General features: G+C 71.0%; 11 protein-coding genes. 7 read left to right on the top strand and 4 right to left on the bottom strand.

Going from position 1 to position 12,804, the window contains the following annotated elements:
- Nucleotides 1-157: 157 nt before the first annotated feature.
- Nucleotides 158-2,044, bottom strand: a complete 1,887-nt coding sequence (locus ACH4S7_RS34285) for a GMC family oxidoreductase (RefSeq protein ID WP_398525305.1) — start codon at nt 2,042-2,044, stop codon at nt 158-160.
- A gap of 315 nt (nt 2,045-2,359) precedes the next feature.
- Between ACH4S7_RS34285 and ACH4S7_RS34280 the strand changes: the two genes are divergently transcribed.
- From ACH4S7_RS34280 to ACH4S7_RS34270, 3 genes are all read left to right on the top strand, one after another.
- Nucleotides 2,360-3,397: a methyltransferase gene (locus tag ACH4S7_RS34280; protein WP_398525304.1), complete on the top strand. Its 1,038-nt coding sequence runs from the start codon at nt 2,360-2,362 to the stop codon at nt 3,395-3,397.
- Nucleotides 3,398-3,747: 350 nt separating this feature from the next.
- Nucleotides 3,748-4,200, top strand: coding sequence for a VOC family protein (locus ACH4S7_RS34275; RefSeq protein WP_398525303.1), 453 nt, complete (start codon nt 3,748-3,750; stop codon nt 4,198-4,200).
- Between the two features lie 133 nt (nt 4,201-4,333).
- Nucleotides 4,334-5,218 carry a hypothetical protein gene (locus ACH4S7_RS34270; protein ID WP_398525302.1) on the top strand — a complete coding sequence of 295 codons (885 nt, stop codon included), beginning with the start codon at nt 4,334-4,336 and terminating at the stop codon, nt 5,216-5,218.
- Nucleotides 5,219-5,456: 238 nt separating this feature from the next.
- Here ACH4S7_RS34270 and ACH4S7_RS34265 read toward each other — a convergent pair whose 3' ends face one another.
- Nucleotides 5,457-6,191 (bottom strand): S1 family peptidase, encoded by a 735-nt coding sequence (locus ACH4S7_RS34265; protein ID WP_398525301.1) that lies wholly within the window; start codon nt 6,189-6,191, stop codon nt 5,457-5,459.
- 313 nt (nt 6,192-6,504) lie between these two features.
- A complete protein-coding gene (locus ACH4S7_RS34260; protein WP_398525300.1) occupies nt 6,505-7,725 on the bottom strand; it encodes a phosphatidylserine/phosphatidylglycerophosphate/cardiolipin synthase family protein in 1,221 nt (406 codons plus the stop codon).
- Between the two features lie 362 nt (nt 7,726-8,087).
- Between ACH4S7_RS34260 and ACH4S7_RS34255 the strand changes: the two genes are divergently transcribed.
- Nucleotides 8,088-8,588 carry a hypothetical protein gene (locus ACH4S7_RS34255; RefSeq protein ID WP_398525299.1) on the top strand — a complete coding sequence of 167 codons (501 nt, stop codon included), beginning with the start codon at nt 8,088-8,090 and terminating at the stop codon, nt 8,586-8,588.
- Between the two features lie 241 nt (nt 8,589-8,829).
- Here ACH4S7_RS34255 and ACH4S7_RS34250 read toward each other — a convergent pair whose 3' ends face one another.
- Complete coding sequence (locus tag ACH4S7_RS34250) at nt 8,830-9,306, bottom strand: VOC family protein (RefSeq protein WP_398525298.1); 477 nt, start codon at nt 9,304-9,306, stop codon at nt 8,830-8,832.
- 548 nt (nt 9,307-9,854) lie between these two features.
- Here ACH4S7_RS34250 and ACH4S7_RS34245 point away from each other — a divergent pair.
- The 3 genes from ACH4S7_RS34245 to ACH4S7_RS34235 all read left to right on the top strand — a co-directional run bounded on the left by ACH4S7_RS34245 (nt 9,855) and on the right by ACH4S7_RS34235 (nt 12,642).
- Nucleotides 9,855-11,186 (top strand): hemolysin family protein, encoded by a 1,332-nt coding sequence (locus ACH4S7_RS34245; protein WP_398525297.1) that lies wholly within the window; start codon nt 9,855-9,857, stop codon nt 11,184-11,186.
- Entirely contained in the window at nt 11,183-12,202 is a 1,020-nt protein-coding gene (locus tag ACH4S7_RS34240) for a hemolysin family protein (protein ID WP_398525296.1), read from the top strand. Before ACH4S7_RS34245 ends, ACH4S7_RS34240 begins: the two co-directional genes overlap by 4 nt.
- Before the next feature lie 134 nt (nt 12,203-12,336).
- The gene (locus ACH4S7_RS34235) at nt 12,337-12,642 is read left to right on the top strand and encodes a hypothetical protein (protein WP_398525295.1); all 306 of its coding nucleotides are present in this window, start codon (nt 12,337-12,339) and stop codon (nt 12,640-12,642) included.
- Nucleotides 12,643-12,804: the final 162 nt, after the last annotated feature.

Below are 12,804 nucleotides of genomic sequence, written 5' to 3'. Positions count from 1 at the left end.
TTGGTTTATTTTTTTTCACTCCGGTTTTGTCGTTGGGGGTTTTTTATCTCATTATTTTTGGTGTGGTTCTTTGCCCCCCCCCCCCCCCCCCCACCCCCCCGGGGGGGGGGGGGGGGGGGGCCCCCCCCCCCCCCCCCGCGGCTCCTCGATCAGGGCCTCAAACGGCGTCCCGCAGGATGTCCTGACTGGCCTTCTCCGCGAGCACCAGGGTGGGGGCCATGATGAACAGGCCGGGGATGCGGGGGAACGCGGAGGCGTCCACCACGCGGACGTTGGCCGTGCCGTGCACGCGCAGCCGGCCGTCGAGTACGGAGGCACGGCTCCCGGCCGGTCCGATCGCCATCGTGCAGGACGCGTGATGCCCCCACGCCTCGCGGCGGATCCAGGCGGCCAGCGCCGCGTCGGTGGACACCCGGGCGCCGGGCAGTCGCTCCTGGACGGAGTCGAGGAGGCCGACCCGCCGGTTCATCCCGCGGATCGAGCGGACCGCCTCGACGATGGCGGAGACATCCGCGTCGCCGCCCCTTCCGTCGTCCATGAAGCGGAAGTTGATGGCGGGTTGCCGGGTCGGATCGGCTGAGGCGAGACGCACGGTCCCGGCCCGGTCGGTCGTGTATCCCTTGAGGACGAGCCAGGTGAAGTGCCGCTTATCGCGTACGGCCAGCTCGTCGAAGCGCGGCACGTATCCGAAGAAGTTCCCCGGCGCGCAGAAGACGAACAGCTCCGGATGGGCCGCGCCCTTCGAGGCGCGCCGCTTGATGCCGGCGACCACTCCGTTCGACCCGTAGGGCGTGGCGGCGGGTAGCGGTGCGGTGCGCCACTCGGTGAGACACGGATCGTCGCGGTCGCGGAAGGTGCACGACCGGATGGCGGCCAGCTCGCCGCCGATCTCGGAGACGACCGAGACCTCGTAGCGGTCCTGCAGATTGCTCCCCACGCCGGGGAGGTCGAGCAGCGGGGTGATGCCGTGCTCCGCCAGATGGTCCCGGGGGCCGACACCGGAGAGCATCAGCAGTTGGGGGCTGTTGAACGCGCCGCCCGCGACAATGACTTCGCGGGTCACCCGTACGGTGCGCCGCAGCGCGGCCCGTTCGGCGTCGGCGAGGGTGTGCGCGTCGGCGAACGCCCCGTACAGATGCCGTCCCGAGAGGAACTCCACGGCCGTGGCGCGGAGTTCGCCGTGGCGCTCCTCGAAGACGATGCGTTCGGCGAGCGCGTCCGTGGCGATGGATAGGTTCGCGGCGTACCGGGAGCGCACGTCGAGCAGGCGCTCGCGCACGGTGTGACGGCGTCCCGAGTGGGCCGTCATCGGTGTCATGAAGACGCCTTGGGCGCTACGGTCCACATGGGAGCGGGAGTTGACGTCGCCGTCGAGGAGGGAGGCCACGGCCCCCGGGGGCAGCGGCTCGGTCGTGGCGGCCAGGAAGAGTTCGTCGAGGAACAGGTCCCGCAGGGCCAGGAGGGGGCTGGGCCGTTCCACCGGCTGCCAGGAGAGGACCTTCTTCCAGTGGGTGTCCCACATGACGTCGGGGTCCCAGCCGGTGTCCCCGGTGAGATCGCGGATGGCGGACCAGTCCTTGTGCTCCGGATACATCATGATCATGGCGTTGTGCGCCGCGCAGCCCCCGACGGTGGCGGCCCGCGGGTACAGGAGGCCCTTGCCGTCGACCCATTGGCTGCCGTGCGCCGCGTCTTCGGTGTAGCGGCGCACCCACATGTCCCAGCTCACCTCGGGGTCGCGGGCGGCCTTGAGGTGGAGCGCGGGGACGTCGTAGTACGTCTCGTTGCCGTCGGCCGGGCCGGCCTCCAGGACCAGTACCGAATGGCCGGCCTCGGCCAGGTTGGCGGCGACACTGCCTCCTCCGGGGCCGGACCCGATCACGACGTACTCGACTTTGTCGGGCGGCTGTTGTGCCCTCTCCGCGGTGGCGTGCGAGGCGGGTGCCGCGCCGCCGCCGAGTGCGGCCGCGGCGAGACCGGCGGCGGATGCGAGGAGTGTTCTGCGCCCGTGGTGCGGGCCGGTGAAGGGGGAGGGTGACGTCATGCCGACGGTCTACGGCCGCTCGGCCCCGGTGATGGGGGCGCCCCACGGGATCTGATCCGTACGGAGTACAGCGTGTTCACTCCGGCGGGGAGGGGGAAGGCGGCCCTGTGGGGTCCATGGTTGACGAACAGGACTGTGTGCCAGGGGATATGGAGCGCTGGGCATCCGCGTGAAGACCCCATGGCCGGCTCCGTACGGGAGTTGGCCGAGCCGATCCACGCGGCTCCCGGTGACGGCACATGGATCAGGCCATGGTCGGCTGTCCCTCGTGTAGACGCCATACCGCATTAGTCGTATGCCTGCTATAAACGCACCATGCCTTCGTCTACTGATGAATTCGAGGACAAGTTCGAATCCGAGACTCTGGTATTAGGCGGCATGGTCGACGCGGTGGCGCCGTGGGCGGCGCGGGTGGCGGCCACGCTACGGCTGGCGGACCGGCTGCGGGAGCAGCCCAAATCCGTGGCCGCGCTGGCCGCCGAGGCCGATGCCGACGAGGACGCGCTGGGCAGACTCTTGCGGTTCCTCGCCTGCCGTGGGGTGTTCACCGAAAGTTCCCCGGGCGAGTACGGGCTGAACGACGCGGCCGCGCCCCTGCTGGACGACCATCCGATGGGCCTGCGGATCTGGCTGGATCTGGATGGGCTGGGCGGACGGTTCGACGCCGTGTACTCCAGCGGTCTCCTCGAGTCGGTGCGGACCGGCGGGGCCGGCTACGCGAGCACCTACGGCCGGCCGTTCTGGGAGGACATCAACGCGCTCGGCCAGGCGGAGCTGTTCGACCGGATGATGAGCAGCGACGCGGCCACCTGGGTGTCCGAGACGGCCGCGCGGTACGACTGGACCCCGGTGCGGCGGGTGACCGACGTCGGCGGCGGGAACGGCACCCTGCTGAAGGGGTTGCTCGACGCCCACGGCCATCTGCGTGGGACGCTGGTCGACCTGCCCGCCACCGTCGAGGGTGCGCGGGCCGGGCTGGCGGGGCCGGAGGACCGGGTGTCGTTCGCGCCGGGCAGCTTCTTCGACCCCCTCCCCGAGGGATCGGACGTCTATCTGCTGGCGCACGTCCTGCACGACTGGAACGACTCCGATGCCGGCCGGATCCTGACCCGGTGCGCCGAGGCGGCCGGGCCGCGAGGTCGGGTTCTGGTCATCGACCGGGCCGGGGCCGAGGAGGACGACCTCCTGGAGTTCACCGAGATGGACCTGAAGATGATGGTGCTGTTCGGCGCGAAGGAACGCACCGAGGCCGAGTTCACCCGGCTCGGCGCGGACGCGGGGCTGGCCCTGCGCTCGTCGGTCGCGCTCGACGCGGGACTGACGATGCTGGAGTTCGCTCCGCGGGGTGTCTGAAGCCGTCGGAAGGAGTCGGAAGGAGAACGCCTCCGGGGCCGGGAATCCCGGCCCCGGAGGCGTCTCCGCGCGGCCCCGGTCCGGTGGAAGCCGAGTGTCGGTGGGTCCTGCCGACCGTCCGCGGGTGTTTCGCTGACCTGTGTCACTCGCAGGCCCCCCCGGCGGTGAGCCTCCCGTCCCCTCCGCTCGCCGGGGGTGCCGCTTCGGGCGTCCCCCGCTTTCGTCCCGACGGGCGCGGGGCGATGATGAGAGGAGGGGGTGGATACGGGTTCCAGCGGCTCTGGAGGCTGCCCCATGCACAGCACTCACCTCACTCCCGCGGCGAGCCCCAGGACGGCGGGGTGACTGGGATGCGCCACGAAGACCTCCCGGCCCCTGACGCCGGACTGCTGCTCACCCACTTCATGACCGTGGCGGATGTGGCCCGGTCCCGGGCGTTCTACACCGAGGTGCTCGGTGGACAGGTGGTCCTCGCCGAGAACCCGTGCATCGTCAAGCTCGCCAACAGCTGGCTCATCATGAACCCCGGCGGCGGCCCCACACCGGACAAGCCCGGCATCACCCTCCGGCCGCCCACGGATCCGGCCACCGCCACCAGCTTCCTCAACATCCGGGTCGCCGACATCGACGCCTGTCACCGGCTGTGGAGTGAGCGGGGCGCCGAATTCCTCACCCCGCCGATCGACCGCAAGGCCGAACTGCGCTGCTATCTGCGGGACCCGGACGGGTACCTCATCGAGGTCGGCCAGGCCACCGGCCTGCTCCGGGGCGTACTGGCCGACCCGCCGGCCGGGACCGGGTAGCGGAGACGGCCCGCGGCTCGGCCGTCGTCCGTGCAGGGGCCGGCGCCGGCCCGCATCAGTGGCTTGTTAGTCGTCATGCCCATGAAGGGCGCCGTTACGGTGTGCGGACCGATTTCTGGAGGGGAACCCAGCGATGACGCACAACCAGCCGGGACCGTACGGCGGACCGCCTCAACCCCCAGTGCAGGGGTATGGGCCGGGGCCCTACGGGCAGCCGCAGCAGCCCGTGGGGGACGGCTACGGCTATCCGACGCAGCCCGGCGCGTACGGCGGCCCGCCCGTGTACCCCGGCTCCCCACTCCCGCCGCCACCGCCGAAGAAGCGGCGGACCGCGCTGATCGTGTCCGTGTCCGTGGTCACCGGTCTCGCGGTGATCGGCGCGGGCCTCGCGTGGCTCGGCGGCACCGTTGACGACGGCGACGGGAAGAGCGGTGACAGCGGCGGCGAGAACAGCCTGGTGGCCGACGACACCAAGGGTTACCGGCTGGCCGCCCCGGCCACTGTCGGGGAGTACAAGAAGCAGCGGGACGCCGAGGACAAGTTGTCCTCGGCGGACCTGAGGGAGGTCGAGGCGCTGGGGATCGGCAATCCGACCGAGGTCGGCGCCGAGTACCTGTCCGGAGCGAAGACGGATCAGGCGAACCAGAAGTCCCTCACGTTCATCGGACTGTGGGGTGAGGTCTCCGATCCCGCGCGGACGCTCGACCGGTACTTCGCGGTGATGAAGAGCTCGGGCAAGGGGGAAGGGATGGAGATGCTCGGCAGCCCGGTCGCGGTGCAGCCGGCCGGTTTCCGTGGCGCGCTGATGAAGTGTCAGATGGTGCGGGCCGCGACCGGGGAGAAGGGGGACGGGCCCAAGTCCGTCCGGATGCCGATGTGCGTCTGGGTGGACCACAGCATGCTCGGCCAGGTCACCGGCGCCCATGTGGCCCTGGCCAGTGCCGGTGAGCCCACGCCGGAGCGCGATATCGCCGCCGCCGCGGCCCAGTTGTACAAGACGGGCCGCGCCAAGGTCTGACGGGCCGGGGGAGATGGCCGTCGACCCCCCGCCGGCCGGGTGGTGGCGCCCTCTCGTCCGCGTACGGCGCCATGCTGTGGGCCTCAAGCGGGCGGTCGGCAGCGGCGGTGCGGAGTTGCTGGAGCGGCGGGCGGTGGGTTCCGGGGACGCCGAAGGGGTGGAGACCCGCACTTCGGCGGCCGGTCCCCACCCCTCGTACGTCCTCCCCGCGATCATCCACCGGGGGGAGGGGTGCCGGTCAGACGCCGGCGATGCTCTGGATCCAGGAGCGGTACGCGGTCAGGTTCGTGTACGCGGTGGTGGTCTGCCGGTCGCTGGTGGATGCCACGCCGACCTGGATGCCGTTGGCCATCATCGGGCCGCCGGAGTCACCGCCCGCGGTGATGCCGTCTCCGCGCCGGGCGCAGATCGCCGCCCCGCTGTAGGCGTCACGGCACTGGCCGGTCACGATGACGTTGGCCACCTTCAGGTAGCGGGACTGGCAGTTGGCCTCCGAGCCGCACTGGGAGGTGGCTCCCCAGCCGTAGACCTGCACGGTCTGGTTGACCGAGACGGAGCCCGGCTGGCCGAGCCGTGAGTAGGTCGCGGAGACCGAGCGGTCGAGCCTGACCAGGGACAGGTCCGAGGAGGAGTGGTTGTAGACGCCGGTCGCGTTGGCGACGGTGCCCCCGCTGCTCTGATCGAGGCTGCCGATGCGGAACGACAGTCCGCCGCCGCTGACGCAGTGCCTCGCGGTGAGGATCCAGGTGGGCGCGATGATCGAGGCGCTACAGGTCTGCCGTCCGTTGGAGAACAGGCGGGCCGCCCACGGGGCGTTGCTGGCGAGGCCGCCACCGATGATCGGCAGGGCCGCGGTGCCCGCCGCGACGCGGGGCGCGCTCTCCGCCGGCGTCTGCGCCGAGGCGGTGGGGGCGAGGGTGAGCACCGAGAGCGCGGCGGCCACGAGCGCGGGAACGAGTCTGGTGATGCGCACAGTCTTCTCCGTCGTGTGGGGGATGGGGAGCCTGCGGGGATGTGCAGGTATACGGGGACGCACGGCTGGGTGGGCTTGTTGCGTCCATGTCATGTCTGGCTGCGGAGAATCTGGCAGACAACTCGGCGCCCGCGCAAGAGGTTGAGCGAGACTCGTGCGAAGGAACGATGATGCGACTGCGACTGCGACCGTGCGTGCCGGAGGCCGGCGTCCCCGGAGTCACGGTGCAAGGGACGCCCCCGCCGCCCTGGGGCACCCGTACGGAAGGCGTGCTGCCCGGGGAGCGCGGTCTTCCGGTACGGGAGCCGGCGGGCTACAGGAAGCGACGGATGGGGGCGACCGCCGCCTCCCGCATCCGCTGCGCGGCGGACCGTCTCTTCCAGCGCCCCTCTTCGATCCGCTCGGTGGCCAGCAGATCCTCGTCGAAATGACGGTCCAGGGTGGCGGTGAAGGCTTCGTCGAGGACGGTGAGCATCACCTCCTCGTCGTGGTCGAGCGAGCGCCGGTTGAAGTTCGTGGAGCCGATCAGGGCGGCGATCCGGTCGACGGTGATCACCTTGGCGTGCATCATCGTGGGCTGGTAGTGGAAGATCTTCACGCCACAGGCGAGGAGTTCCTCGTAGTGGTTCTGGCCGGCGAGCTGGCAGACCCGCTTGTCGGTGTGGGGTCCCGGCAGCAGGATCTCCACCTCGACGCCGCGCCGGGCGGTCGCGCACAGCAGATCGATGAAGTAGGCGTCGGGCGCGAAGTAGGCGGTGGCGAGCCGGAAGCGTTCCTGGGCCGATTCGAGCATGACCCGGATCAGGGTCTGCATGTCCTGCCAGCCGAAACTCGCCGAGCCCCGGACGACCTGCACCACGGCGTCGCCCTGCGGCGGGTGGTCGATGAAGCGATCACGCGTGTCGAAGAGGGTGTCATGGCACTCGGCCCAGTTCTGCGCGAAGGCAGCGGCGACGCCGTCCACGGCGGGACCCCGCACCTGTACGTGGGTGTCGCGCCACTCCTTCTCGTCGCGGGCGTTCCCGCACCACTCCTCGGCGATGCCCACCCCTCCGGTGTAGGCCACCGACTCGTCGACGACCAGCACCTTGCGGTGGCAGCGGTGGTTCTGCTTGAGCGGGGAGAGGTACAGGGGCTTGCGGAACCACGCCACCTCGGCCCCGGCCCGGTCCATCAGATCGAGCAGGTCCTGCTCGATGAGCCGGCTACCGAAGCCGTCCAGCAGCAGCCGCACCCGCACCCCGCTGCGGGCCCGGTCGGCGAGGGCCTCGGCGAACTGGCGGGCTATCTCCCCGCGCCAGTACACGAAGGTCATCATGTCCACGGTGTACTCGGCGGCGCGGATGCTCTCCAGCATCGCCGCGAAGATCTCGTCCCCGTTACGCAGGGGGAGCAGGGCGTTGCCTTCCGTGGCGGCGATGCCGATCAGGCGCTCCAGCCGTCGCCGCATCCGCTGCTTGCGCTCATCCAGGGGTAGCTGGTGCGGCGCGGTGCGTTCGGGGGGCAGCTCTGGTTCGTTGTCTGTGCTCGTCATGACTCCACCTGGCCGGTTGGGGAAGGCCGCCCCGGGAGTCCGGGCGACCCGCCGGAGGCGTGCCGACTGTACACATGCGGCAGCGCTCGCGCTGCTCGCGCTGCTCGCGCTGCTCGCGCTGACCGGTGCCTCCGCCGCCTTCTCGTGCCCCGACCGGTGCGACGCCCCCGGGTGGGGGCCGGAGTTTCTCAGCCGCGGGACCGTGCGGGGACCGGGCGCGGGCGGTGTTCCGCGATGGTCCGGGAATCCGGACGCCGCCACCGGAAGCGGAAGCTCTGGTGCCGTGCCCGGGCCTCAGGGGCACCGTCCGAACCGGCCAAAGTGGTCGCGCGGCCCGTCGACGCCCTGCAGGATGAGGAAGCATGCGGCGCATCGAGTTCCTGACCTATCCCAGCGGTGAAGGGCCGTCCGATCTCCGGTGGGGCTTCCGTATCGACGGCGTCGATCTGCGGGTGTATGCCGCTCGGGCCACCCGCGCTCTCTGGCGCCGGGAACACGAGGAGGATTCCCCGGCCGAACAGGACCGCTTCCTGCTCAGCCAGCACGACGGTCTCGCCCTCGACATGATCGGCGACCCCGGGCGCCACTTCCTCGGTGACCCCGGTCCTGAGTTCGCCTATCCCTCCGCCAACACCACCCCGGTGCTCGGCTGCTCCTGCGGTGTCTGGGGCTGCTGGCCCCTGCTGGCGGTGATCACCGCCACCCCGGCGACCGTCGTCTGGTCGGGCTTCCGGCAGCCCTTCCGCGAGGAGTGGGGCGAGCTGGCCATCGGCCCGTACCTCTTCGCCCGCCCCGCCTATGAGGCCGCACTCGCGGAGCCGGTTCGCCTCACCGCGAACCCTCTGGTGCTGCCCCCGGCGTGACCGAGCGAGCCAGGGTCCCTGGACCGCGCGGTGCTCGGCGCGTTCGCCTCGACGACCTCGCCGAGCCGGCCCGCGCGGCAGGGTTCGTCGAAGTGGGCCGCATGCTGCGCGAGCCCGGTGAGGATGAGCGGTTCCCCCAGCCGGGGGGCAGCTGCTGATGCGGGCGCGGTAGGCGCGGCGGCGCCTCGGTCGCGGACGCAGAGTCGCCCCCGGGCGGAGCGCCCGCGGGGCGGACGCGCTGCTACGCCTCGGCGTCGGCCGCCCGGTAGAGCGCGGCCACGTCGATCTTCTTCATGCCGAGCATCGCCCGCATCGCACGCTGGGCACGGCGTTCGTCCGGGTCGGCGAGCAGTTCGCCGAGTGCGACGGGGGCGACCTGCCAGGACAGTCCGTACCTGTCCTTCAGCCAGCCGCAAGGGCCGTCTTCGCCGCCTTCGGACAGCTTGGTCCAGTAGTAATCGACTTCTTCCTGATCGGCGCAGTTGATCAGGAGGGAGATCGCCTCGGTGAAGGTGAACTCGGGGCCACCGTTGATCGCGGTGTACGGCTGGCCGTCGAGAACGAAGTCGACCGTCAGCACGGTGCCGGCCGGGCGCGGTCCGGCCTCCCCGTAGTGCGAGACATTCGTGATCTTGGAGTTGGGGAAGACCGAGACGTAGAACCGCGCGGCTTCCTCCCCCTGGGTGTCGAACCAGAGATTGGGCGTGACCGTGGGCATGGAATCCTCCTCGTCGCCGATGCTGCGGTTCGCTCCGCTGCCTCTGTTGTTCGGACCGTAAGACCGCCGGGAACTCATCGCCACCGGGCCACCCGGTTCCGTGGACAGGGAACCCGGCCCCCGCCCGCCGGCCCGAAGGCCGCCACTGCGGCGATCGGGGACGCCGTATGCTCTCCGGGTCTGAGTGCCGAGCGCCGCGGGCGCACCCCGGCCCGGACGGTAGGGGCCGCGGCGACGGTACGGCTGCCGCCACCTCAGGGCGAGGCGGCTCTCGGCCGGCGGAGGGGCCCAGTCGGGGTGCGGTGGCCACGTCTCATGGCTGGCCCCGGGACGCATCCCGGCTGGTCGGGAACTTTCGGGCCACCCCTTGTGTTTTCTACATGTCTGTAGAACGCGAGGCCGTGCGGCCCGTGGGGTATGCACCGATACTCGATCCTGATGTCCATTCCATGAAGGAGCACCGACTTGTCCGCCAGTCCGACGGACCCCCGCGCCCCGGGGCGCGGTCCCCGGCCGCCCCGCTGTCATCCGGTCGAATCGAGCCGCCGGTGAGCGCCGTGCTCGGCCTGCTGGCCGTTTTCGTCCTGACCGTCGGCACCGGTTACTTCGTCGCCCAGGAGTTCGCGTACGTCGCCGCCGACCGGCTCGCCCTCGCGCGCGAGGCCGAGGCGGGCGACCAGCGCGCCGCCCGTGCGGTGAAGGTGCTCGAACGGCTCTCCTTCATGCTCTCCGGTGCCCAGCTCGGTATCACCGTCACCGGACTGGTCGTCGGCTTCCTCGCCGAGCCCTCCGTGTCCACCCTGCTCAAACCCGCGCTGGACGGCCTCGGCCTGTCGGACGGCGCGGTGTCGGCGATCTCCGTCGTCCTCGCCTTCGTGCTGGCCACCGTGTTGCAGATGGTGCTGGGCGAGCTGGCCCCGAAGAACCTGGCCCTGGCCGTCCCCGAGCGGCTCGCGAAGGCCCTCGCCTCCTCCACCCTCCTCTATCTGAAGGTCGTGGGTCCGGTGGTGCGCGTGTTCGACGGCGCGGCGAACAGACTGCTGCGCGGAATCGGCATCGAGCCGGTCGAGGAACTGCACCACGGGGCGACGCTGGAGGAGCTGAGTCACCTGGTCGGTGAGTCGCACGAACAGGGGCGGCTGCCCGTCGAGACCGCCGAACTCCTCGATCACGCGATCGAGTTCTCCGACCGTACGCTGGACAAGGTCATGGTGCCGCGCGTCGACGCGGTGTTCCTGCGGGAAGGCGCCACCGCCGCCGAGGCCGTCGAACTGATCGCCCGGTACGGCCACTCCAACTACCCCGTTCTCGGCGACCACCCGGATGACGTCACGGGCGTCCTCGGCGTACGCGAACTCATGCGGCTCCCCGCGGCCCAATTCGACGACGCCACCGCCGGCGACACGGCCCGCCGGCCCCTGCTGCTGCCCGACACGCTCCCGCTGCCCCGGGCGGTGGCGCGGATGCGGGAGCGGGACGACGACTTCGCGGTCGTGCTGGACGAACACGGCGGCCTCGCCGGGATCGTCACCTACGAGGACATCGCCGAAGAACTCGTCGGCGATATCGCCGACGAGACCGACACCGTCGTCGAGCTCGCCGTCGCCGACGGGAACGGCTGGCTGGTGGACGCCGGCCGCCGCATCGACGAGGTCGAGGACGCCATCGGCGTCGATCTGCCCGAAGAGGAGGACTACGACACGGTGGCCGGATTGATCGTGGACCGGCTCGGCCGCTTCCCGACGATCGGGGACCGCCTCACCGTCGACCTGCCGGACGGCGACCGCGCGGACATCGAGGTGTTGAGCCTCGACCGCCATGTTCCCGAGCGCGTGCGCGTCGAGCGCGTCGGACGCTCGGCCGGGGAGGCCCGGACATGAGTTTCCCGATCGCACTCCTCGTCACTGTCCTGCTGCTGGTCGGCAGTGGGTTCTTCGTCGCCGCCGAATTCGCGCTGGTCGCGGCCAAACGGCACCGCATGGAGAAGGCGGCCGCCGAAGGGCGACGCGGCGCCAAGTCCGCGCTCGCCGGTATGCGCGAGCTGTCCCTGATGCTCGCCGGCGCCCAGCTCGGCATCACCATCTGCACCCTGGGGCTGGGCTCCATCTCCAAGCCCGCCATCTCCCACCAGATCGATCCGCTTCTGGTCGACCTCGGCCTGCCGCCGGGACTCAGTTACGGCATCGCCTTCGCCTTCGCCATGATCGTCGTGGTCTTCCTGCATATGGTGCTCGGCGAAATGGCGCCCAAGTCCTGGGCGATCGCCCATCCCGAGCACTCGGCGATGCTCCTCACCCCGCCCTTCCGGGCCATGGTCAAGATCGTGCACCCGCTGATCCGGGTGCTCGACAAGGTCAGCAACGTGCTCGTACGGATGTGCCGGGTCCAGCCGCGCGACGAGCTGGCCGCCGTGCACAACCGCGAACAGCTCACCCACCTCGTCGCGGAGTCCGAGCGCCTCGGGCTGATCAACAAGGCCGACTCCGAACTCATCACGCGGTCGCTGACCGAGCCCCAGACCCCGGTCGCGGACCTGCAGGTGCCGGCTGACGAGATCGTGACGGTGCCGGCCGGCGCCGACCTCGACGCGATCCTCGTCCGCGCCACCGAGACCGGCCATTCCCGCCTCATCGTCTGTGCCGGCGAGCGGGTGCTCGGCTCGGTCCACGCGCGTGACGCCCTGGTGGCCCGTGCCCGGGGCCGGGCGATCACCGCCCAGGACCTCGCCCGCCCGGTACCGGAACTCGCCACGACCGACACCGTCGCCCACGCCGTCGAACAGCTCCGCCGGCGCCGTGCCTCCCTCGCCGTCGTGCGTGACGCGGAGGGCGGACTCACCGGACTGGTCGGCCTCGACGACCTGCTCGTCCGGCTCATGGGGCCGCAGACGGTCTGACGGCCTGCCCCCGGAGGGCAGACGGCGCGAGGGGCGACCGCCACCGGGACCCGAGACGGTCTCGCGCGTGGTGGTCGCCCTCCGACGTCGGATGGCGGCTCGCCCGCGACCGGATCCGGGCGACACCCGTCCCGGTGCGGCGGGCCGGGACGGTCGGCCGGTCGTTGCCGTTCCAGGACGACGTCTTCTACGACGGGATCGCGCCGAAGCCCCGGGGCACCGCCTCGCTGGGCCACGCCCTGTCCCCGTGGCCTCCGAGCACCCCGTCCGAGCTGCCAGCCGCGGGGGAGCGCGATCCGGCCTCGGGCGGTGTGGCCCGCGATGTGACGTACCGACTTCAGGTGCCGAGCCGGACGGGGTGCACGGCGTGGCCCCTCCTCCCGCACCGGGCGGTTCTGACGGACAGCACGTCGGACGACGCCACGGACCGGGATCCCTGAGCGGGCCGCGCGTACCTCTTCGGCAACGCGTACCTCCTCGGCAACGCGCACTCCGTTCCGATCCGGTCGCGGCGACATCTGACGGGGTGTCAATAGGTCCCGAATTTTCAGCCAAGTTTCGGCGTGAAGAATCCTTGCTCTCGCTGGATCGGCCTCGCGGAT

Origin of the sequence: Streptomyces sp. NPDC020965 (assembly GCF_044333555.1) — a bacterium.
Lineage (GTDB): Bacteria > Actinomycetota > Actinomycetes > Streptomycetales > Streptomycetaceae > Streptomyces.
The sequence above is the reverse complement of the archived record's forward strand: the minus strand, read 5'-3'. Positions and strand labels throughout refer to the sequence as shown.

Bases quoted from the DNA above. Each gene is read 5' to 3' on its own strand.
- ACH4S7_RS34260 (WP_398525300.1), bottom strand. From the start codon at position 7,725: ATGACGAGCACAGACAACGAACCAGAGCTGCCCCCCGAACGCACCGCG.
- ACH4S7_RS34285 (WP_398525305.1), bottom strand. From the start codon at position 2,044: ATGACGTCACCCTCCCCCTTCACCGGCCCGCACCACGGGCGCAGAACA.
- ACH4S7_RS34240 (WP_398525296.1), top strand. From the start codon at position 11,183: ATGAGTTTCCCGATCGCACTCCTCGTCACTGTCCTGCTGCTGGTCGGC.
- ACH4S7_RS34250 (WP_398525298.1), bottom strand. From the start codon at position 9,306: ATGCCCACGGTCACGCCCAATCTCTGGTTCGACACCCAGGGGGAGGAA.
- ACH4S7_RS34270 (WP_398525302.1), top strand. From the start codon at position 4,334: ATGACGCACAACCAGCCGGGACCGTACGGCGGACCGCCTCAACCCCCA.
- ACH4S7_RS34275 (WP_398525303.1), top strand. From the start codon at position 3,748: ATGCGCCACGAAGACCTCCCGGCCCCTGACGCCGGACTGCTGCTCACC.
- ACH4S7_RS34255 (WP_398525299.1), top strand. From the start codon at position 8,088: ATGCGGCGCATCGAGTTCCTGACCTATCCCAGCGGTGAAGGGCCGTCC.
- ACH4S7_RS34280 (WP_398525304.1), top strand. From the start codon at position 2,360: ATGCCTTCGTCTACTGATGAATTCGAGGACAAGTTCGAATCCGAGACT.